Annotated in this window: 19 protein-coding genes; 14 read left to right on the top strand and 5 right to left on the bottom strand. The window is 55.1% G+C overall.

Translation table 11 applies throughout. The features are described 5' to 3' along the window. Positions 1-9 precede the first annotated feature (9 nt). The 10 genes from PGQ95_RS08815 to PGQ95_RS08860 all read left to right on the top strand — a co-directional run bounded on the left by PGQ95_RS08815 (position 10) and on the right by PGQ95_RS08860 (position 8,903). Positions 10-804 (top strand): metal-dependent hydrolase, encoded by a 795-nt coding sequence (locus tag PGQ95_RS08815; protein ID WP_430917773.1) that lies wholly within the window; start codon positions 10-12, stop codon positions 802-804. Positions 805-1,101: 297 nt separating this feature from the next. Then, entirely contained in the window at positions 1,102-2,535 is a 1,434-nt protein-coding gene (gene ptsG / locus PGQ95_RS08820; protein ID WP_045393695.1) for a PTS glucose transporter subunit IIBC, read from the top strand. Positions 2,536-2,792: 257 nt separating this feature from the next. Then, entirely contained in the window at positions 2,793-3,149 is a 357-nt protein-coding gene (hinT, locus tag PGQ95_RS08825) for a purine nucleoside phosphoramidase (protein WP_087857996.1), read from the top strand. Between the two features lie 4 nt (positions 3,150-3,153). After that, positions 3,154-3,528: a YcfL family protein gene (locus PGQ95_RS08830; RefSeq protein ID WP_087857995.1), complete on the top strand. Its 375-nt coding sequence runs from the start codon at positions 3,154-3,156 to the stop codon at positions 3,526-3,528. Between the two features lie 21 nt (positions 3,529-3,549). Beyond that, the gene (gene lpoB, locus PGQ95_RS08835; RefSeq protein ID WP_213316802.1) at positions 3,550-4,188 is read left to right on the top strand and encodes a penicillin-binding protein activator LpoB; all 639 of its coding nucleotides are present in this window, start codon (positions 3,550-3,552) and stop codon (positions 4,186-4,188) included. Further along, positions 4,169-4,996, top strand: a complete 828-nt coding sequence (gene thiK / locus PGQ95_RS08840) for a thiamine kinase (protein WP_113374194.1) — start codon at positions 4,169-4,171, stop codon at positions 4,994-4,996. Before lpoB ends, thiK begins: the two co-directional genes overlap by 20 nt. A 23-nt stretch (positions 4,997-5,019) precedes the next feature. Further along, complete coding sequence (gene nagZ / locus PGQ95_RS08845; RefSeq protein ID WP_430917774.1) at positions 5,020-6,030, top strand: beta-N-acetylhexosaminidase; 1,011 nt, start codon at positions 5,020-5,022, stop codon at positions 6,028-6,030. Between the two features lie 36 nt (positions 6,031-6,066). Beyond that, a complete protein-coding gene (ycfP, locus tag PGQ95_RS08850) occupies positions 6,067-6,609 on the top strand; it encodes an alpha/beta hydrolase YcfP (protein ID WP_087857991.1) in 543 nt (180 codons plus the stop codon). Between the two features lie 244 nt (positions 6,610-6,853). Continuing rightward, the gene (locus tag PGQ95_RS08855) at positions 6,854-8,158 is read left to right on the top strand and encodes an NAD(P)/FAD-dependent oxidoreductase (protein ID WP_087857990.1); all 1,305 of its coding nucleotides are present in this window, start codon (positions 6,854-6,856) and stop codon (positions 8,156-8,158) included. A 205-nt stretch (positions 8,159-8,363) separates the two neighbouring features. Continuing rightward, positions 8,364-8,903, top strand: coding sequence for a glycine zipper 2TM domain-containing protein (locus tag PGQ95_RS08860; protein WP_020079139.1), 540 nt, complete (start codon positions 8,364-8,366; stop codon positions 8,901-8,903). A gap of 56 nt (positions 8,904-8,959) precedes the next feature. Here the strand turns inward: PGQ95_RS08860 and PGQ95_RS08865 are convergent, their stop codons facing one another. From PGQ95_RS08865 to PGQ95_RS08875, 3 genes are all read right to left on the bottom strand, one after another. Next, entirely contained in the window at positions 8,960-11,149 is a 2,190-nt protein-coding gene (locus PGQ95_RS08865) for a TonB-dependent siderophore receptor (protein ID WP_087857989.1), read from the bottom strand. Between the two features lie 225 nt (positions 11,150-11,374). After that, positions 11,375-12,010, bottom strand: a complete 636-nt coding sequence (locus PGQ95_RS08870) for a TetR/AcrR family transcriptional regulator (protein WP_213793799.1) — start codon at positions 12,008-12,010, stop codon at positions 11,375-11,377. Then, positions 12,007-12,126 carry a hypothetical protein gene (locus PGQ95_RS08875; protein WP_161801890.1) on the bottom strand — a complete coding sequence of 40 codons (120 nt, stop codon included), beginning with the start codon at positions 12,124-12,126 and terminating at the stop codon, positions 12,007-12,009. Before PGQ95_RS08875 ends, PGQ95_RS08870 begins: the two co-directional genes overlap by 4 nt. 133 nt (positions 12,127-12,259) lie before the next feature. On the opposite strand from PGQ95_RS08875, the gene bhsA reads away from it, so the two are divergent. Beyond that, on the top strand, positions 12,260-12,517 hold the full coding sequence (bhsA, locus tag PGQ95_RS08880; protein ID WP_045375056.1) for a multiple stress resistance protein BhsA: 258 nt from the start codon (positions 12,260-12,262) through the stop codon (positions 12,515-12,517). 231 nt (positions 12,518-12,748) lie between these two features. On the opposite strand, the gene ldtC is transcribed toward bhsA, so the two are convergent. Then, positions 12,749-13,708 carry a L,D-transpeptidase LdtC gene (gene ldtC, locus PGQ95_RS08885; protein WP_087857987.1) on the bottom strand — a complete coding sequence of 320 codons (960 nt, stop codon included), beginning with the start codon at positions 13,706-13,708 and terminating at the stop codon, positions 12,749-12,751. A 165-nt stretch (positions 13,709-13,873) separates the two neighbouring features. After that, on the bottom strand, positions 13,874-17,320 hold the full coding sequence (mfd, locus tag PGQ95_RS08890; RefSeq protein WP_430917775.1) for a transcription-repair coupling factor: 3,447 nt from the start codon (positions 17,318-17,320) through the stop codon (positions 13,874-13,876). Between the two features lie 338 nt (positions 17,321-17,658). Between mfd and lolC the strand changes: the two genes are divergently transcribed. Genes lolC through lolE form a run of 3 tightly spaced genes read left to right on the top strand, consistent with a single transcriptional unit; the run spans position 17,659 to position 20,796 of the window. Next, positions 17,659-18,858, top strand: coding sequence for a lipoprotein-releasing ABC transporter permease subunit LolC (lolC, locus tag PGQ95_RS08895; protein WP_087857985.1), 1,200 nt, complete (start codon positions 17,659-17,661; stop codon positions 18,856-18,858). Beyond that, positions 18,851-19,552, top strand: coding sequence for a lipoprotein-releasing ABC transporter ATP-binding protein LolD (gene lolD / locus PGQ95_RS08900; RefSeq protein WP_015367168.1), 702 nt, complete (start codon positions 18,851-18,853; stop codon positions 19,550-19,552). The genes lolC and lolD overlap by 8 nt, the downstream gene beginning before the upstream one ends. Then, a complete protein-coding gene (gene lolE / locus PGQ95_RS08905) occupies positions 19,552-20,796 on the top strand; it encodes a lipoprotein-releasing ABC transporter permease subunit LolE (protein WP_113374189.1) in 1,245 nt (414 codons plus the stop codon). Before lolD ends, lolE begins: the two co-directional genes overlap by 1 nt. The last annotated feature ends 62 nt before the right edge of the window (positions 20,797-20,858 follow it).

Genomic DNA, 20,858 nt, shown 5'->3' on the forward strand with positions numbered 1-20,858 from the left:
AATAAGAATATGTTATTAGTCGATTCCCACTGCCATCTTGATGGCCTGGATTATCAAACGTTGCATAAAGACGTCGATGATGTTCTGGCGAAAGCCGCCGCGCGTGATGTCAGGTTTTTCCTGGCGGTCGCCACGACGCTGCCGGGATACCGCGGGATGCGTGAATTAATCGGCCAGCGCGATGACGTCGTGTTTTCTTGCGGCGTGCATCCCCTGAACCAGGATGAAGCGTATGACTTTGAGGAACTGCGTACGCTGGCAGCGGAAGAGGGCGTCGTGGCGATGGGGGAAACCGGGCTCGATTACTTCTATACCCCGGAAACCAAACTGCGCCAGCAGGAGTCTTTCCGTCAACACATTCGCATTGGCCGCGAATTAAATAAACCGGTGATTGTGCATACCCGCGATGCGCGCGCCGACACGCTGGCAATTTTGCAGGAAGAAAACGTGACGGATTGCGGTGGCGTACTACACTGTTTCACAGAAGATAGAGAGACTGCGGGTAAACTGCTCGATATGGGATTCTATATTTCGTTTTCCGGTATCGTCACATTCCGTAATGCCGAACAGCTACGAGATGCCGCGCGTTATGTGCCGCTCGATCGTCTGCTGGTGGAGACCGATTCGCCGTATCTGGCGCCGGTGCCGCACCGCGGCAAAGAGAACCAGCCGGCAATGGTTCGTGATGTCGCCGAATACATGGCGGTGTTGAAAGGCGTGCCGTTGGAGCAACTCGCGCAACAAACCACCGAAAACTTTGCCAGCTTGTTCCACATCGACCCTGCCAGACTGCAACCTGCCTGATCTTTCTATTATTTTAAGGCTCGTAATTAATACTTAAAGCGAGTAAAGTTCACCGCCGCGACAGAGGCGGTGAACGCATTTTTGCAACATACAGATACACATTATGTAAATCAGTGTAAATTTTTATATGTTGACTGAATGAAACGTGATAGCCGTCAAACAATCTCCGCGTTAATTATTTTACTCTGTGTAATAAATAAAGGGCGCTTAGATGTCCTGTCCACGGCCCGGTTCTCCCCCCGAGCCAATGCGTGAAAACGTAAAAAAAGTACCAAATACTCAGGAGCACTCTCAATTATGTTTAAGAATGCATTTGCTAACCTGCAGAAGGTCGGTAAATCGCTGATGCTGCCAGTATCCGTACTGCCTATCGCAGGTATCCTGCTGGGCGTCGGTTCTGCCAACTTCAGCTGGCTGCCAGCCGTGGTTTCTCACGTCATGGCAGAAGCAGGCGGTTCAGTATTCGCCAATATGCCGCTGATCTTCGCAATCGGTGTTGCGCTTGGCTTCACCAATAACGACGGTGTATCCGCACTGGCTGCAGTCGTAGCTTACGGCATCATGGTGAAAACCATGGCGGTAGTCGCGCCGCTGGTTCTGCATTTACCTGCTGAGGAAATCGCAGCGAAACACCTGGCTGATACCGGCGTGCTTGGCGGTATTATCTCGGGTGCGATTGCAGCCTACATGTTCAACCGCTTCTACCGTATCAAGCTGCCTGAATATCTGGGCTTCTTCGCGGGCAAGCGCTTTGTGCCGATTATCTCTGGTCTCGCTGCTATCTTCACCGGCGTGATCCTGTCCTTTATCTGGCCGCCGATCGGTTCCGCCATCCAGACCTTCTCTCAATGGGCGGCTTACCAGAACCCAGTTGTGGCGTTCGGTATCTACGGCTTCATTGAGCGCTGCCTGGTACCGTTTGGTCTGCACCATATCTGGAACGTACCTTTCCAGATGCAAATTGGTGAATACACCAACGCTGCAGGCCAGGTGTTCCACGGCGACATCCCGCGTTACATGGCAGGCGACCCGACTGCAGGTAAACTGTCTGGCGGCTTCCTGTTCAAAATGTACGGCCTGCCGGCTGCAGCTATCGCGATTTGGCACTCTGCTAAACCAGAGAACCGCGCCAAAGTCGGCGGTATCATGATCTCCGCTGCGCTGACCTCGTTCCTGACCGGTATTACCGAGCCGATCGAGTTCTCCTTCATGTTCGTAGCGCCGATCCTGTATATCATTCACGCGATTCTCGCAGGCCTGGCATTCCCGATCTGTATCCTGCTGGGTATGCGTGACGGGACTTCGTTCTCTCATGGTCTGATCGACTTTATCGTTCTGTCCGGCAACAGCAGCAAACTGTGGCTGTTCCCGATTGTCGGTATTTGCTACGCGATCGTGTACTACGTCGTCTTCCGCGTGCTGATTAAAGCGCTGGACCTGAAAACGCCGGGTCGTGAAGATGCAACAGAAGACAGCAAAGGCGCCGCTACCAGTGAAATGGCCCCGGCTCTGATTGCTGCTTTCGGCGGTAAAGAGAACATCACTAACCTCGACGCATGTATTACTCGTCTGCGCGTGAGCGTGGCTGATGTAGCGAAAGTTGATCAGGCTGGTCTGAAAAAACTGGGTGCTGCTGGCGTAGTTGTTGCAGGTTCTGGCGTTCAGGCCATTTTCGGTACCAAGTCCGATAACCTGAAAACCGAAATGGATGAATACATCCGCAACAGCTAAGACGTAGTGTGGGGAGACTAAGGCAGCCAAATGGCTGCCTTTTTTACGTCGGTATTCTGGTCATTGTTTGGCAATATCCGGAAAATGGGGAGAAATGCTTATTCCCTCAGCAGCTAAGTCTATAGTTGAATAAGAAAAACTGCATTCAGGTTGAAAGAGAGGGAGGAAGTCGCTCATACTCTTAGCTGATCCTGTGCATTCGTGTTTATCTGCAGAGGCAGGCCGGAGCACGGTATAAAACTAATAAGGAATCAGTCATGGCAGAAGAAACGATTTTCAGCAAAATCATTCGCCGGGAAATCCCGTCGGATATTGTTTATCAGGATGAGCTGGTCACCGCTTTTCGCGATATCTCTCCGCAGGCGCCGACCCATATTCTGATTATCCCGAATATCCTGATTCCGACCGTAAACGACGTCACTACCGAGCACGAACTGACTTTGGGCCGTATGATGACCGTCGCGGCCAGGATTGCCCGTGATGAAGGCCTGGCTGATGACGGCTACCGCCTTATCGTTAACTGCAACCGCCATGGCGGCCAGGAAGTCTACCATATTCATATGCACCTGCTGGGCGGTCGTCCGTTAGGCCCGATGCTGGCGCATAAAGGCTAAACCGATGCGCGCTGCTTATTCAGGCGTTTTGATTCTGACGGCGCTACTGGCCGGATGTAGCTCGCGCCCGGAAATTCCGGTTGGCGAACAGCAGACTTTGGTGATGGAATCCAGCGTTCTGGCGGCGGGTATCAGCGCCGATCCGCCGTCGGTCACCGCCTCGGAAATCCAGGCCACCGCTACCTCAAGATTATTTAATGAACGGCAACAGCCCATAACCGTGCACTACCGTTTCTTCTGGTATGACGCCCATGGGCTGGAGATGCATCCGCTGGAACCTGCGCGAAGCGTGACGGTTCCAGCCCACTCGTCCGTGGTGCTCTACGGCAGTGCCAATATTCTCGGGGCGCACAAAGCCCGTCTTTATCTTTATCTCTAAGAGGTCATCATAATGATTAAAATGTGTCGCTATGCGTTAATCACTGCACTGGCGATATTCCTGGCAGGCTGTGTGGGGCAACGAAATGAACCTGCGCCAGTCGAGGAGGCCAAGCCGAAGCCGGAACAACCTGCGCAGCCGCAGCCGACGGTACCTGCCGTGCCGACGGTGCCAACGCAGCCGGGTCCAATCGAACACGGCGGTGAACAGCCTTCGCAGCCGTCCCAGCCCGCGCCGCGCGTTCGCCACTATAACTGGGACGCCGCTGTGCAACCGATGGTCGGTCAGATGCTGCAGGCGGGCGGCGTGAACGCAGGTAGTATTCTGCTGGTGGATAGCGTCAACAACCGTACCAACGGATCGCTGAACGCATCCGAAGCGACCTCCGCGCTGCGCAATGCGTTGGCGGGCAACGGCAAGTTTACGCTGGTTTCCTCACAGCAGCTCTCCGTAGCGAAACAACAATTAGGTCTTTCGCCGCAGGATAGTCTCGGCAGCCGCAGCAAAGCGATGGGAATTGCGCGCACCGTTGGCGCTCAGTATGTGCTGTATTCGAATGCCACCGGCAACGTCAACGCGCCGGAGCTGAAAATGCAACTGATGCTGGTGCAGTCCGGCGAGATTATCTGGTCAGGCAAAGGTGCGGTTCAGCAACAATAAGCTAACGCGCGACGAGCTCTTGTCGCGCTTTTTTCCCCGCTATTCGCCTGTCGCCGCGCTGACTGAAAACGGTCTTAGCGGCGGCAGCTGTATTATCAGCGATGGCGTTCGTCGGCTGGTGTTGCGCCAGCCACACGATCCGCTGGCGCCGCTCAGCCATTTTCTACGCCAGTACCGCGTGCTTCAGCGCCTTCCCGCGACCCTTTCCCCGGCGCCGGTGTTCTTTTCGCCGTGCTGGATGGTGGTGGAGTATTGCACAGGGGAAGTGAAAAGCGGGCTGCCGGAATGCCCCTCGCTTGCCGGGTTATTGTATCATCTGCATCAACAGCCGCGTTTTGGCTGGCGTATCGAGCTGGCGCCGTTGCTTGAATTGTACTGGCAGCAGTGCGATCCGGCGAGGCGAACGGTTTTCTGGTTACGCTGGCAGAAACGGTTATTACGCCGGCGAGAACCACAGCCGTTGCGTTTGGCGCCTCTGCATATGGACGTCCACGCCGGCAATATAATTCACCGCGACGACGGGCTGCGCTTGATTGATTGGGAGTATGCCGGAGACGGCGATATCGCACTGGAACTGGCGGCGGTATGGTGCGATGCCCCTACGCGTCGTCAGCTGCTTAAAGCCTATTCACGGCTCGCGCATCTTGATGAGCGTCAGCTGCGGCGGCAAATACAACGCTGGCGACCGTGGGTGCTCATGCTGATGGCGGGATGGTATGAACGGCGCTGGCAGCAGAGCGGCGACCGGCAATTTATTACGCTGGCGGATGCGACATGGCGTCAGCTAAAAATAGAAAATAAAGGATAAGAGAGGTCTGTGTGGGTCCGGTAATGTTGGATGTCGAAGGTTTTGAACTGGATGCGGAAGAGCGTGAGATTCTGGCTCATCCTTTGGTCGGCGGCTTAATTTTGTTTACCCGCAACTACCACGATCCGGCGCAATTGCGTGAACTGGTACGTCAAATCCGCGAGGCCTCGCGTAATCATCTCGTGGTGGCGGTAGATCAGGAAGGCGGACGCGTGCAGCGTTTTCGCGAAGGTTTTACTCGCCTGCCGGCTGCGCAGTCTTTTGCCGCTCTGCTGGGGGTGGAAGAGGGCGGTAAACTCGCCGCTGAGGCCGGTTGGCTGATGGCCAGCGAAATGATCGCCATGGATATTGATATCAGCTTTGCGCCGGTGCTGGATGTCGGCCATATCAGCGCCGCGATCGGTGAACGCTCCTGGCATGACGACCCGCAAAAAGCGTTGGCGATGGCGCGTCATTTCATCGACGGTATGCATGCCGCCGGCATGAAATCCACCGGTAAACACTTCCCGGGCCACGGCGCGGTGACGGCGGATTCACACAAAGAGACGCCGTTTGACCCGCGTCCGGCAGCGGAAATTCGCGCCAAAGATATGGCGGTGTTCAAAAGTCTGATCGATGAGCAACGGCTGGATGCGATTATGCCGGCGCACGTGATTTACTCTGACATCGATCCGCGGCCGGCTAGTGGTTCAGAATACTGGCTGAAAACGGTGCTGCGCGGCGAGCTGGGCTTTGACGGCGTCATCTTCTCTGACGACCTGTCGATGGAAGGGGCGGCGATCATGGGCAGCTATGCTGAACGTGGACAGGCATCGCTCGATGCCGGTTGCGATATGATCCTGGTCTGCAATAATCGTAAAGGCGCGGTGAGCGTATTGGATAACCTGTCCCCGATCAAAGCAGAGCGTGTTACAAAATTGTATCATAAAGGTTCATTTACCCGTCAGGAACTGCGAGATTCCGCGCGTTGGCAGACGGTCAGCGCACAGCTGGAGGCGCTCCATGCGCGCTGGCAAGAAGCGAAGTCTGCGTAATTAACCTGAAGGGCGTTGTTGTCTGGTGAGGATACGATGATTATCTATTTACACGGTTTTGACTCTAACAGCCCCGGTAACCATGAAAAGGTGCTGCAGCTGCAGTTTATCGACCCGGACGTGCGGTTGATTAGCTACAGTACGCTCCATCCAAAACATGATATGCAGCATTTGTTGAAGGAAGTCGACAAAATGCTGCAGCTCAATGCCGACGATCGGCCGCTGATATGCGGTGTCGGGTTAGGTGGCTACTGGGCGGAAAGGATTGGTTTCCTGTGCGATATTCGCCAGGCCGTGTTCAACCCGAATCTGTTCCCTCACGAGAACATGGAAGGGAAAATCGACAGGCCGGAGGAGTATCAGGATATCGCCACCAAGTGCGTGAACAACTTCCGTGAAAAAAATCGCGACCGTTGCCTGGTAGTGCTATCACGCCATGATGAGGCGCTGGATAGCCAACGCTCGGCTGACTTGTTGCATCATTATTACGAAATCATCTGGGATGAAGAACAGACTCACAAATTTAAAAGTCTTTCACCGCACCTGCAGCGAATAAAGGCTTTTAAGACCCTCGGCTAATCCTGTTTTGTCATAATCAGCCCGCAGCGTGCAAACGCCGCGGGCTTTTTCTTGTCCATAATTGACGTTGTTCGTTTAAAAAATATGCGGTAAAACTTGATGCACATCAATTTTGGTATGACCAATGTTCCGTTCATGCTATTCTCGGTGCTGCTGAATGGTTTCATCGCTGCAACCTATTGTTAACTAAGAGCTATTTGAATAACTTTTAATTAACAATTGGTTAATAATTTTAGGGGGTCTTGTGACTACGCCATTGAAAAGAATCGTTATTGTAGGTGGTGGTGCCGGCGGACTGGAACTGGCTACTCAGTTGGGTAGAAAGCTGGGCCGCAGCAAAAAAGCGAAAATTACGCTGGTGGACCGCAACCATAGCCACCTGTGGAAGCCGTTGCTGCACGAAGTGGCGACCGGTTCTCTGGATGAAGGCGTTGACGCGCTGAGCTACCTGGCGCATGCGCGCAACCATGGTTTTCAGTTCCAGTTAGGCTCGGTGGTGGATATCAATCGCGAAGGGAAAACCATTACCCTCGCGGAACTGCGTAACGAGAAAGGCGAGCTGTTGGTTGCCGAGCGTAAGCTGCCGTACGACACGCTGGTAATGGCGCTGGGTAGTACCTCAAATGACTTTAACACGCCAGGGGTGAAGGAAAACTGTATTTTCCTGGATAACCCGCACCAGGCGCGCCGTTTCCATCAGGAAATGCTCAACCTGTTCCTCAAGTATTCTGCAAATCTCGGTGCGAACGGTAAGGTCAATATCGCTATCGTCGGCGGCGGGGCTACCGGGGTTGAGCTGTCCGCCGAGCTACATAATGCGGTGAAACAGCTGCATAGCTATGGTTACAAAGGGTTGACCAACGAAGCGCTGAACGTGACGCTGGTTGAAGCCGGCGAACGTATTCTTCCGGCGCTGCCGCCGCGCATTTCCGGCGCCGCGCACAATGAACTGACTAAGCTTGGCGTACGTGTCCTGACGCAGACCATGGTGACCAGCGCAGACGTTAACGGCCTGCACACTAAAGATGGTCAATTTATTGATGCCGACCTGATGGTGTGGGCAGCGGGCATCAAAGCGCCTGATTTTATGAAAGAGATTGGCGGCCTGGAGACCAACCGTATTAATCAGCTGGTGGTGGAGCCGACGCTGCAGACCACCCGTGACCCGGATATTTACGCCATCGGCGACTGCGCCTCCTGCGCTCGCCCGGAAGGTGGGTTTGTCCCACCACGCGCCCAGGCGGCGCACCAGATGGCAACCTGCGCGCTGAATAACATTCTGGCGCAGATGAAAGGCAAAGCGCTGAAACCGTATGTCTATAAAGATCACGGTTCACTGGTCTCGCTGTCGAACTACTCCACCGTTGGCAGCCTGATGGGCAACCTGATGCGCGGCTCGATGATGGTTGAAGGGCGAATTGCGCGCTTCGTGTATATCTCGCTGTATCGCATGCATCAGATTGCGTTACACGGCTATTTCAAAACCGGCCTGATGATGTTGGTAGGACGTATTAACCGCATCATTCGTCCGCGTCTCAAGCTGCACTAAGCGGCAGGCAATCAGGATAGCGTCATCGCGGCGCTATCCTGAAAACACAGCATATCCTTCTGCCAGAATCGCTAATTCCTGTTAGGAATCCTCTGAATCCCCTTGATTTGCCGTAGGTTCCCGCATTTTTCATCCGCTTTCTGATTTGCATACCCCCTGAGCAGCACGCAGAATTGCTAGTAACAGCAATGAAGGAGGAACTCCCGTGAATAAATCAATGTTGGCGGGTATTGGGATTGGCGTTGCCGCCGCGTTGGGCGTCGCCGCCGTTGCCGGTCTCAATGTATTAGATCGTGGCCCGCAATATGCGCAAGTGGTGTCCAGTACGCCAATAAAAGAAAGCATAAAAACGCCGCGTCAGGAATGCCGTAACGTGACCGTTACCCATCGTCGCCCGGTTCAGGATGAAAACCGTATTGCCGGTTCCGTTCTCGGCGCGGTCGCCGGCGGCGTGATTGGCCATCAGTTTGGCGGCGGTCGCGGTCGAAGCGTAGCGACCGTTGTCGGCGCGTTAGGCGGCGGCTATGCCGGCAACCAAATTCAGGGCTCAATGCAGGATAACGACACCTATACCACTACCCAGCAGCGCTGTAAGACGGTCTACGATAAGTCGGAAAAAATGCTCGGTTATGACGTCACCTATAAAATCGGCGACCAGCAGGGCAAAATCCGCATGGACCACCAGCCGGGGGCGCAAATCCCGCTGGACAGCAACGGTCAGCTGATTCTGAATAACAAAGCGTAAAACAGCAGTTTTAAGCTATTAGCCCCTCAATCACTCAGGCTGAGGGGCTTTTTTTATCAGAACGTTAACGCGTAGTTCAGGCCGAAGGTCCGGCCGCGGCCTTTATATTCGTACAGCCCGGCGCTGCCATAGGTTGGACTATACAACAGCGGCGCACGCTGTCCCCAGATGGTGACGTAATCCTCATTCAGCAAGTTCTCGATGCTAAAGGTCAGTTTACCCACCGGGAGCAGATAGCTACCGATAAAATCGACGGTATTGTACCCATCAAGCTTATTGCCGCTGGCATCGCTTAAATCAAATACCTGCTGGCTTTGCACACGCAGCGACCACGGGTCCGGCGCCCAGCCGACCCAGGCAGTAGCTTTCGACGGCGAGGCCAGGGTGACGTCCCACTTCTGCCAACTGCCATCAGTTTTTACTTGCGATTTCAGCACGTTGAAGTTAGCGCCCAGACTCCAGTCGCTATCAGGCACGAAGTAGTCCACCGCGCCTTCCACGCCGTAAATGCGTCGTTTATCCGATTGCACATCAATGGTCATATCGCTGCGGTTAACCACGATGGTTTTGTCTGATGTCGAGTAATAAGCGGCAAGCTGGGTGCGCAGGTTGTCGCCGGTGTAGCGCCAACCCAGCTCCCAGGAGTTAACTTTGATCCCCTGCAGCGGCGAGTCGCCGACGTTAACACTGGAGACCAGCGGCAGATGGCCGTTGACCGCGGCGCCGTAGCTGCCGATACCGTAATATTTACCCGGATCCGGGAGTTCGACGCCCTGAGAGAAGTTAAACCAGGTCTGCTGGCGTTCGGTAATGTGGGCGACGATCCCGGCGTTAAAGAGAAAGTTATCATAATCGGTCTTGCCGCCAGGAATGGCGTCAGCCGACCGGTATTTACCTTTGGCGACATCCTGCTGTTGCGCATAGCCGACAAAATCATCAACCCGATTTTCCGTCCACTGATAACGGACGCCGCCGCTAAGGGTGAAGATGTCGTTCAGGTCATAACTGCTTTGCAGGAACGGCGCGAGATTGGTGATGCTGTAGCCAGGGTAACGGCCCGTGGTATAGGCTGACTGGTTGTTCAGGCCGCCGGAAGCCATCGCTTTATCCAGATCGAAAAACATCTGGTTGGAATTAAAGGTTTCATGGTCGGCATCAACGCCCCAGGTTAGATCCCATCCCGTTAGCGGCTGGCTGTTGAAGGTAATTTTAGCGCCGTACTGGTCGGTATCCTGCTGTGAGGCGGAAAAACTGCTGATTTTACCTTTGCTCAAGGCCGGGAAGGGGTAGAAGGTCAGCGATTCGTCGCGATAGTAAATCTGGCTGACCAGGTTCTGACCGAAGAAGTCGGCGTCGGAATATTGCAGGCTGATCAAATGACGTTCGGTGCCGGGTACGCGGTCAGAGTTAAGCCCGTTAGAGGTCCAGGCTTTACTTTCGCCAAGTACCGCCGACATATCTTTGCCCAGATTCAGGCCATAATCATCGCCCTGGCTTTTATAGTACTGCGTGACTAGCTGGAGCTGACGCTGGTCATCGATTTCTATGGTACCGGTGCCCATCACGTCGAGTCGGTCTGAATGCTGTAAGCCGGTTTGCGTATTATCGAGGATCAGCGCGTCATTGTTGCCGTCATACCAGCCGCCGAAGCGCTGATAGGCCACTGATAGACGGCCGGAAGCATGATCGGTACCGCCGCTGACGGCCGCCGCCACCCGTTCATCATGGTCGTTGCTATTGGCAAAGCCGGTTTTACCACCCAGCTCCAGATCCACCTGGCGTTCCTGCTGGCCTTTTTTCGTAACGATATTAATCAGACCGCCGGTACTACCGCCACCGTATAACGACGTCGCGCCGGAAATAACTTCAATATGCTCGATGTTAAACGGATCGATGGCATCAAGCTGGCGGCTATCGGTGCGCGATGAATTGAGGCGCACGCCGTCGATCAGCACGACGATGGCGCGTCCGCGCATGTTCATGCCGTAGTTGGTACGCCCCTGGCTGCTGACATCTATCCCGGGGATCAGCTGCGCGAGGACATCTTTAAACTCTTTACCTCCCTGAACCTGTTGCTCGATTTCCTGGCCTTCAATCACCCAGGTGGTTTGCGCCATCTCAGCGACGGTACGGTGGTTACGGTTGGCGCTGACGATAATATCGTCTTCATCGGCAGCCTGCGCAGTAAACGCTGGCAGAGCGGTGGCCAGCAGCAGAGGATTGAGCAGCCAGAGGCGCTTGTTCATTCGCATTCCTTGATATGAGTTAGTCAGTACTGTTGTTATTTTTTTCAGCCACAGGCGCGGCTGTTACAGCGTGAAACATATAGAAAGACAAATGCGAATTTTGCACATATTGATTATCGTTATCAATATCATTTACAACAAATCAACATAAGGAAAATATTGAGAAAAGTAAGGGTATTCAGCAGAAGGGGAAAAAACCGGCGAGCGATGGTCGCCGGTAGGGGATTAAGGTTGCAGGATTTGCGGCCACAGGCGCAGCGTAGTGTCGCTTATTTGTTTCAGGGTAGCGAAATCAGCGCCTTCGCGCGCGCTGATTGACATTCCTTGCAGCACGCAGTTTAAAAACTGCGCCAGCTGCAAGACATTGCCCTGCGCAGGGAGCTCGCCGCGCTGCTGGCGTTGCTGTAAAAATTGCGTCAGCGTTTGTTCCTGCACCGCGTGGCGCGACTTAATGGTGTTGGCGATATCGGTTGACGAGGCGGCCAGCGCCGCGGAGGTGTTAATCATAAAACAGCCTGCCGGGGTATCTTTGCTGGTAAAGCAGGTGGCGACGGCGGTGAAATAGTCGCGCAGCGCCTGATCGACGGTTTTAGCGTCATCGAATAGCAGGGCTTCGTGTTTGGCGGCGAAGCGGGAAATGTAGCGATCCAGCACCGCGCGGAATAAGCCTTCTTTGTTCACGAACTCGGCGTACAGCGTCGGGGCTTTCGCACCGGTCGCTTCGACGAGATCGGCCAGCGAAGTTGCTTCATAGCCGTGCTGCCAGAAAAGTGTCATGGCCTTGTCCAGCGCCGCGTCCCTGTCGAACACTTTAGGTCGGCCACGGCTTTTTTTTGCGCAACTTTGAACGTCAGTTGTCATGATGCCGTTGTACCTATGTTGGGTTGTTGAACGGCCATTATAAAAATAAACGTGTCATGCTGCCAGCGGCAGAAGTCCAAAAATAAATAATTCATATATGTATGAAAATTAAGCATTTTATAAATAGTTAAATGATCGTTATAAAAATGAGTTGACCTGTGATGTGGATCACATTATCATTTACCTATCGATCGTTAAGTTAATTCTTTCGACCCTACTATAAAAATCATCTGCATAGGTATAATAATCATGAAAAACGTCCAAAAACTGGCACTTGCCGCCGTACTGAGCTCACTCTCATTCGCAAGTTTCGCCGCTGTTGAGGTGCAATCCACCCCAGCAGGTCAACATAAAATCGGTACCGTTTCCGCATCCGCCGGCACCAATCTGGGTTCGCTTGAAGATCAGCTGGCGCAGAAAGCCGACGAGATGGGGGCGACCTCTTACCGTATTACTTCGGTAACCGGTCCTAACACCCTGCACGGTACCGCGGTTATCTATAAATAAATGTTGTAACCCCTGTCATGCCACTGACAAAACGCGTTCCTGACCCCCTTCAGCAGAACGCGTGTAGTAAGCAGTAAAAAGTCGTTCCCTTTGTTATGCCACTCTCGCGACGCGGTCCACACCCCTTCATGGGACCGCGCCCCGCGAAACCTCGTCAGCGACGCTGACGATTGCCACAAAAAAACCCGCCGTGCCTGGCGGGTTTTTTACTTTCTGCAATTCGGAAATGCATTACAAGGCTTGCTCGGCGGAAACCTGATGGCGGGTCACATCGATCGGCATTCCTGAACGCAGCTCCATCGCGCTTTCCATCACCTGCTGATTGGTCTGCGGCGCCTGTTTAAAGTTCTTCATGCTGGCGTTCAGGACGATTGGCAGCGTCTGCGGATCGTCATTGATATGTTCGGACAGTGGCTGGTGGACTTCCACCAGACGGGTACCGTTTGGTTCTACCGAAACTTTGATTGGTTCGTTGATGATATTCACCCTGGTGCCCGGCGTGATTTTGTTATACAGCGACTTGATATCGGCATCGCGCAGGCGGATACAGCCTGAACTGACGCGCATCCCGATACCGAAATCGGCGTTGGTGCCGTGCAGCAGATAGACGCCGCCGTAGGCCGCGAGACGAATCGCGTGATGCCCCATCGGGTTATTCGGCCCGGCTGGAACGACCGCAGGTAAATCGATCCCCATCGCTTTATATCGTGCGCGGATGTTGGCGGTTGGTGTCCAGGTGGGGTTGGCGCGCTTATCGGAAACGGTAGTGACCATCGTCGGGGTCAGAGTATCGCCGCCAAGCTGGCCGATACCGATCGGGTAAACGGTCACGCTATTCTGTCCCGGCGGATAGTAGTACAGGCGCAGCTCGGCGATATTGAGCACCAGACCTTCACGGGGGGCGTCAGGCAGCAGCGTCTGTAGCGGGATAGTCAGCACGCTCCCGGCGCGCGGCACATAAGGATCGACGCCAGGATTAGCCTGCAGCAGCGCGAGAAAACCGACGTTGTATTTTTTAGCAATCGCTTCCAGCGATCCGCCGTTATCCTGCACCACATGAAACTGATTCTGCCCGACCAGCCGGCTACCGCTCGGCGGTAGCGGCCAGGTATTGGCGCGGGCGGGAAGGGCCAGCGTCGCCGCGAGAGCGAATGCCGTAAGCCAGGTTGAAACACGCGAGATATTTATCATTACCATAATTCCACAATAAACAAACGGTTATTTTTATAAGATAATCAATGTCAATTATGGCGCGGGAGAGTGTTGGGAAATCCAGGTGGATTGCAAAATGTTTGTAAAGTTTGCTAACTGTGACAGGTAAAGAGATGCGGTTCTGACAACCGCATCTCTTTTTTATCATGCGCTGGCGTTCTCTTCTAGCTGACGCATAAACTGGTTTACCCAGTCCATGCGCGTTTTACGCTCATCAAGCTCCTGGAAGAATTTGAGTCTTGTCGGCCCATCCAGCCGGTAATGCTGCGGCTGTTTCTGCAGTAGACCGATAAGCCAGACCGGGTTAACGTTATTTTTCTCATTAAACTCGATCACGCCGCCTTTTTCATTGCACTCCAGCTTGCGGATCCCCAGCTTTTGCGCCTGCTGGCGTAGGCGCGCGATATCCAGCAAATTACGCGCCGCATCCGGCAATGTGCCAAAGCGATCGATCAGCTCGACTTTGATTTCATCGAGATCGTGTTCATTTTTGGCGCTGGCGATACGCTTATAGAACGACAGGCGGGTGTTAACGTCGGGAATAAAGTCATCCGGCAGCAGCGCCGGCATGCGCAGCTCCACTTCCGTCTGCTGGCTGGTGAGATCTTCCAGCGACGGCTCGCGACCCTCTTTCAGTGCATCGACAGCGTTCTCCAGCAATTCCATATACAGTGAAAAGCCGATAGTTTCCATCTGCCCGCTCTGACCTTCTCCCAGCAGTTCGCCAGCGCCGCGGATTTCAAGATCGTGGGTCGCGAGGGCAAAGCCGGCGCCAAGGTCTTCTAACGACGCGATAGCTTCCAGGCGTTTCTGCGCGTCGGTGGTCATGGCTTTCGGATGCGGGGTGAGCAGCCAGGCGTAGGCCTGATGGTGCGAACGACCCACGCGGCCGCGCAGCTGGTGCAGCTGGGCAAGGCCGAAGTGATCGGCGCGCTCAATGATGATGGTATTGGCGGTCGGGATATCGATGCCGGTTTCAATGATTGTCGTGCAAACCAGCACATTAAAACGCTGGTGATGGAAATCGTTCATCACCCGTTCCAGTTCACGTTCGCGCATCTGGCCGTGACCGATGGCAATTCGCGCCTCCGGTACCAGTTCAGCCAGACGATCCGCCGCTTTCTGAATATTTTCAACATCGTTATACAGATAGTAGACCTGGCCGCCGCGCAGGACTTCACGCAGAATCGCCTCGCGAACCACCAGCGCGTCGTATTCGCGGACAAAGGTTTTTACCGCCAGACGGCGAGCTGGCGGGGTGGCGATAATGGACAGATCGCGCATTCCGCTCATCGCCATATTCAGCGTACGCGGGATCGGCGTGGCGGTCAGCGTCAGGATATCGACGTCCGCGCGCATCGCCTTGATACGTTCTTTATGACGCACCCCGAAGCGGTGTTCTTCATCGACGATAAGTAGACCCAGGTCGCGCAGCTTGACTTCATTTTGCAGCAGCTTATGGGTACCGATCAAAATATCGATTTTACCCTCAGCCGCCTGTTCGAGGATCTGCGCCTGCTCTTTAGCGCTGCGGAAACGCGATAGCATCTCAATGCGTACCGGCCAGTTGGCGAAGCGGTCGCGGAAGTTATCGTAGTGCTGCTGGGCGAGCAGGGTGGTCGGCACCAGCACGGCCACCTGTTTGTGGTTTTCGACGGCGAGGAAAGCGGCGCGCATCGCCACTTCGGTTTTCCCAAAGCCAACGTCGCCGCAGACCAGACGGTCCATCGCCAGCGGCTGGCACATGTCGCTGAGGACGGCGTTAATCGCCTGTGCCTGATCCGGCGTGGTTTCGAACGGGAAACCGTCGCAGAATAATTGATACTGCTCGCGGTCATGCTTAAAGGCGAAGCCTTCTTTGGCCGCGCGCTGGGCGTAAATATCCAGCAGTTCGGCGGCCACGTCGCGCACTTTCTCCGCCGCTTTTTGCCTTGCCCGCGCCCAGGCGTCGCCGCCGAGTTTATGCAGCGGCGCATTTTCTTCCGCGCCACCGGCGTAGCGGCTGATCAGATGTAGCGATGATACCGGCACATACAGTTTGGCGTCGTTGGCGTAGGTCAGCATCAGGTATTCGCCTTTGATGCCGCCCGCTTCGAGGGTGGTCATCCCGGCATAACGACCCACGCCGTGTTCAAGGTGCACCACCGGCTGGCCGATATGCAGTTCCGCCAGGTTGCGAATGAGCGTATCGGGGTTGATGGTACGGCGGGAATCCTGACGGCGGCGGGCGACGCGTTCGCCCAGCAGATCGCTTTCGCAAATCAGCGCCAGATTGGCCTGACTGTCGATAAATCCGTGCTCGGCGGCGCCGATCATCAGGAAGTGGCCATTTCCGGTGGCTTCCTGCAGGCGCAATATATGTTTTGGCGCAATTTTGATGCGCGCCAGCATTTCGCCCAGCGCCTCGCGGCGGCCTTCGCTTTCAACTGAGAAAATCACCGGGCCGCTGAAGGATTCAAGGAAGCGACGCAGATTGTCCAGCGGCGCTTTATTCTGCGCCTGGATCGCCAGCTCGGGCAGGGGTTGATAGCCGAGGTTAGTATTAGCGGCTTTCTCCGCCAGACGCTCGGTTTTTAACTGGATCCGCGGCCATTTTTTCAGCTCGCTAAAAAGTTCGTCGCTACGAAGCCACAGTTGTTCCGGCGGTAACAGCGGGCGCATCGGATCGACGCCGCGGTTTTCAAAGCGGGCGCGGGTTTCATTCTGGAAACGCTCGGCGCTGTGCTCCAAATCGCCGGTATTCACAATCAGCGTACTGGGCGGGAAATAGCTAAACAGCGGCGGCAGCGGTTCGTTGAAGAACAGCGGTTGCCAGTATTCGATCCCGGCGGGTAGGGTACCTTTGCTCACCTGCTGGTAGATATGTTCCGGATCGCGCTTCACGTCAAAACGATCGCGCCACTGGCTGCGGAACAGCTCGATCGCCGCCTGGTCGGTCGGGAACTCATGCGCCGGCAGCAGATTGATGGCCTCGACTTCTTCCAGGGTACGCTGGCTATCAACATCGAATAACCGCAGGCTGTCTATTTCGTCATCAAAGAAATCGAGGCGATAGGGCTGCTCGCTACCCATCGGGAAAAGGTCGAGCAGCGCGCCGCGGGTCGCGTATTCGCCGTGTTCCATCACCTGATCGACATGGCGGTAACCGGCGCTATCTAACTGCGTGCGTAGCGCATCGCGCGACAGACGCTGCCCTTTTTTCATTACCAGCGCGTGACCGTGCAGATAATTATGCGGGCAGACCTTCTGCATCAGAGTGCTGACCGGAACGATAAGCACGCCGCGCTGCATGGTCGGCAACTGGTATAAAGTGGCAAGGCGCGAAGAGATAATATCCTGATGGGGCGAAAAGCTATCGTAAGGCAGGGTTTCCCAGTCAGCGAGGCTTATCACCATGCTATCGGTAAATTGCCTGATTTCATCATTCAGACGCAGGGCGTTTTGCATGTCGGGCGCCACCAGCACCACCGGGCCGTGATGGCGTTCGGCCATTTCGGCTACCAGCGTGGCGCAGGCGGCGCCGGTGAGTTCGCCAAGCTGGCGCTGATCGCCGGCTTTGACCGGCAGAGTATAGCGATATTGTTCAGGCATAACGGTTGTCAGGATCCCTTAGCGCCTATCCCATCAGGCGATTGTTTGTACTGTTTGGCCGCAGTCGGCCAACTCGCTCTACGATGTAGGGGCAAATTGCTGATATTCAATGTCTCTGATTATCCGCAATTGGTCTGATTTCGCCAACCCGAATGGCCTTCCGCGCCAGGTTTTCTACAGCGCGTGGCGATTGATAAATATATACACTCTAAATTAACTTCCTGATTTAAAACTATTATTTTGTTATTTTGGCGAAAAAATCTACCGTATCAGCGATTTACGCGTTGGGCTATGCCATATATACTCGAACATCGGCTATCAGCAACCAGATGGATTACATGTACCAACCTGCCGCACTATTTATCGGCCTTCGCTACATGCGCGGGCGCGCAGCCGACCGCTTCGGCCGTTTCGTCTCCTGGCTTTCGACCATCGGCATTACGCTTGGCGTGATGGCGCTGGTGACCGTCCTGTCGGTGATGAACGGTTTTGAGCGCGAGCTGCAAAACAACATCCTGGGGCTGATGCCGCAGGCTATCATTAGCGCCCAACAGGGCTCTATCAACCCGCAAAAAATGCCGGAAAGCGCCGTTAAGCTGCAGGGCGTGACGCGCGTCGCGCCGCTCACCACCGGTGATGTGGTGCTGCAAAGCGCCCGCAGCGTCGCCGTCGGCGTAATGTTGGGCATCGACCCGGCGCAAAAAGATCCGCTGACGCCTTACCTCGTCAACGTCAAACAGAGCGATCTGCAGGCAGGTAAATATAACGTCATTCTCGGCGAACAGCTGGCGGGTCAGTTGGGGGTTAACCGCGGCGATCAAATTCGCGTCATGGTGCCTTCCGCCAGCCAGTTTACGCCGATGGGACGCGTGCCGAGCCAGCGTCTGTTTAACGTCATCGGCACCTTCGCCGCCAACAGCGAAGTTGACGGCTATCAAATGCTGACCAATATCGATGATGCCTCTCGACTGATGCGCTATCCGCTGGGCAATATTACCGGCTGGCGATTGTGGCTTAGCCAGCCGCTGCAGGTTGACACCCTCAGCCAGCAGACGCTGCCGGAAGGTACCAAATGGCAGGACTGGCGCGAGCGTAAAGGCGAGCTGTTCCAGGCCGTGCGGATGGAAAAAAATATGATGGGGCTGCTGCTGAGCCTGATCGTCGCCGTCGCCGCTTTTAACATTATTACCTCGCTTGGCATGATGGTGATGGAGAAGCAGGGCGAGGTGGCTATTCTGCAGACCCAGGGGCTGACGCCGCGGCAGATCATGGCCGTCTTTATGGTACAGGGGGCCAGCGCCGGGATCGTAGGCGCGCTGCTTGGCGCGCTGCTCGGCGTGCTGTTGGCCAGCCAGCTTAATAATTTAATGCCGATTATCGGCGCGTTTTTGGACGGCGCGGCCCTGCCGGTGGCGATTGAGCCGCTGCAGGTGATTATTATCGCTCTGGTGGCGATGGCGCTGGCCCTGCTGTCTACGTTGTATCCTTCCTGGCGCGCTGCCGCCACCCAACCCGCTGAGGCTTTACGTTATGAATAAGATCCTGCTGCAATGCGACAACCTGTGCAAACGCTATCAGGAAGGCAACGTGCAAACCGATGTGCTGCACGATGTCAGCTTCAGCATTCAAGAGGGTGAAATGATGGCGATTGTCGGCTCTTCAGGCTCCGGCAAAAGTACGCTACTGCACCTGCTTGGCGGGCTGGATACGCCGACCTCCGGCGATGTTATTTTCTCCGGTCAGCCGATGAGCTCGCTCTCCGCCGCGGCTCGCGCCGATCTGCGTAACCGCGAGCTCGGGTTTATCTATCAGTTCCACCATCTGCTGCCGGATTTTACCGCGCTGGAAAACGTGGCGATGCCGCTGCTGATTGGTAAGAAAAAAGCGGCGGATATCGAACGCCAGGCGAAAGCGATGTTGCAGGCGGTCGGTCTGGAGCACCGTAGCCACCATCGTCCGTCGGAGCTTTCCGGCGGTGAGCGCCAGCGCGTGGCGATTGCTCGCGCGCTGGTGAACAAACCGCGGCTGGTACTGGCGGATGAACCGACCGGCAACCTCGACGCCCGCAATGCCGACAGCATTTTTGAGCTGCTGGGCGAGCTTAACGTGGCGCAGCGTACCGCTTTCCTGGTGGTGACCCATGACTTGCAGCTGGCGAAACGAATGAACCGCCAGCTGGAGATGCGCGATGGCCGCCTGACGGCTGACCTGACCCTGATGGGGGCCCAGTAATGGCTTCACCGTTATCTTTACTGATTGCGCTGCGTTTTAGCCGCGGCAGACGCCGCGGCGGTATGGTCTCGCTGATTTCCGTCATCTCTACTATTGGCATCGCATTAGGCGTGGCGGTACTGATCGTCGGCCTGAGCGCGATGAACGGTTTCGAGCGTGAGCTCAACAACCGCATTCTGGCGGTGGTGCCGCACGGTGAAATCGAGCCGGTTAATCAGCCGTGGAATAACTGGAACGAAGCGCTGACGAAGGTTGAAAAAGTGAAAGGCATCGTCGCCGCTGCGCCTTATATCAACTTTACCGGGTTGGTGGAGAGCGGCAGCAATATGCGTGCCATTCAGGTCAAGGGCGTCGATCCGCAGCAGGAGAGCCGCCTGAGTTCATTACCAAACTTTGTGCAGAACAATGCCTGGGCTAGTTTTAAGGCCGGCGAGCAGCAGGTGATTCTGGGCAAAGGCGTCGCCGATGCGCTGCACGTGAAGCAGGGGGATTGGGTGTCTATCATGATCCCCAATTCAGATTCCGAGCACCAGCTGTTGCAGCCGAAACGCGTCAGGCTACACGTGAGCGGCATTCTGCAACTGAGCGGCCAACTGGACCATAGCTTCGCGATGATCCCGATGGCGGACGCCCAGCAGTATCTGGATATGGGCAGCAGCGTGACCGGCATCGCCATTAAAGTCACCGACGTCTTCCACGCCAATACGCTGGTACGCGACGCCGGCGAGGTAACCAACAGCTACGTCTATATCAAGAGCTGGATCGGCACCTACGGCTATATGTATCGTGATATTCAAATGATCCGCGCCATTATGTATCTCGCCATGGTACTGGTGATTGGCGTCGCCTGTTTTAACATTGTCTCGACGTTGGTGATGGCGGTGAAAGATAAAAGCGGCGATATTGCGGTGCTGCGCACGCTTGGCGCGAAAGACGGCTTAATCCGCGCGATTTTCGTATGGTATGGTTTATTGGCCGGTTCGGTCGGGAGCCTGATCGGGGTGGTTATCGGCGTGTTAGCCGCGCTGAAGCTGACATCGATTATCAACGGTATCGAAGCGTTGATCGGGCATAAATTCCTTTCCGGCGACATCTATTTTATTGACTTCCTGCCGTCTGAATTGCACTGGCTGGATGTCGTTTATGTGCTGGTGACAGCACTGTTGCTGAGTTTGCTGGCCAGCTGGTATCCCGCCCGCCGCGCCAGTCGTATTGACCCGGCGAGGGTGCTGAGTGGCCAGTAATTTATCGTCGTGGCCCTTCAACGCTGCATCTATTAAGCCAATTCTGTGACAGCAGAGGCCGC

It is taken from the genome of Klebsiella sp. 141240 (assembly GCF_050600805.1).
GTDB lineage: Bacteria > Pseudomonadota > Gammaproteobacteria > Enterobacterales > Enterobacteriaceae > Klebsiella > Klebsiella aerogenes.

Excerpts from the sequence above, each read along its gene's own strand:
- mfd (WP_430917775.1), bottom strand. The coding sequence starts at position 17,320 with ATGCCTGAACAATATCGCTATACTCTGCCGGTCAAAGCCGGCGATCAG.
- ldtC (WP_087857987.1), bottom strand. The coding sequence starts at position 13,708 with ATGATAAATATCTCGCGTGTTTCAACCTGGCTTACGGCATTCGCTCTC.
- bhsA (WP_045375056.1), top strand. The coding sequence starts at position 12,260 with ATGAAAAACGTCCAAAAACTGGCACTTGCCGCCGTACTGAGCTCACTC.
- ptsG (WP_045393695.1), top strand. The coding sequence starts at position 1,102 with ATGTTTAAGAATGCATTTGCTAACCTGCAGAAGGTCGGTAAATCGCTG.
- PGQ95_RS08870 (WP_213793799.1), bottom strand. The coding sequence starts at position 12,010 with ATGACAACTGACGTTCAAAGTTGCGCAAAAAAAAGCCGTGGCCGACCT.
- hinT (WP_087857996.1), top strand. The coding sequence starts at position 2,793 with ATGGCAGAAGAAACGATTTTCAGCAAAATCATTCGCCGGGAAATCCCG.
- PGQ95_RS08865 (WP_087857989.1), bottom strand. The coding sequence starts at position 11,149 with ATGAACAAGCGCCTCTGGCTGCTCAATCCTCTGCTGCTGGCCACCGCT.
- lolE (WP_113374189.1), top strand. The coding sequence starts at position 19,552 with ATGGCTTCACCGTTATCTTTACTGATTGCGCTGCGTTTTAGCCGCGGC.
- PGQ95_RS08830 (WP_087857995.1), top strand. The coding sequence starts at position 3,154 with ATGCGCGCTGCTTATTCAGGCGTTTTGATTCTGACGGCGCTACTGGCC.
- lpoB (WP_213316802.1), top strand. The coding sequence starts at position 3,550 with ATGTGTCGCTATGCGTTAATCACTGCACTGGCGATATTCCTGGCAGGC.
- PGQ95_RS08875 (WP_161801890.1), bottom strand. The coding sequence starts at position 12,126 with ATGCTTAATTTTCATACATATATGAATTATTTATTTTTGGACTTCTGC.
- PGQ95_RS08815 (WP_430917773.1), top strand. The coding sequence starts at position 10 with ATGTTATTAGTCGATTCCCACTGCCATCTTGATGGCCTGGATTATCAA.
- lolD (WP_015367168.1), top strand. The coding sequence starts at position 18,851 with ATGAATAAGATCCTGCTGCAATGCGACAACCTGTGCAAACGCTATCAG.
- lolC (WP_087857985.1), top strand. The coding sequence starts at position 17,659 with ATGTACCAACCTGCCGCACTATTTATCGGCCTTCGCTACATGCGCGGG.
- nagZ (WP_430917774.1), top strand. The coding sequence starts at position 5,020 with ATGTTGGATGTCGAAGGTTTTGAACTGGATGCGGAAGAGCGTGAGATT.
- ycfP (WP_087857991.1), top strand. The coding sequence starts at position 6,067 with ATGATTATCTATTTACACGGTTTTGACTCTAACAGCCCCGGTAACCAT.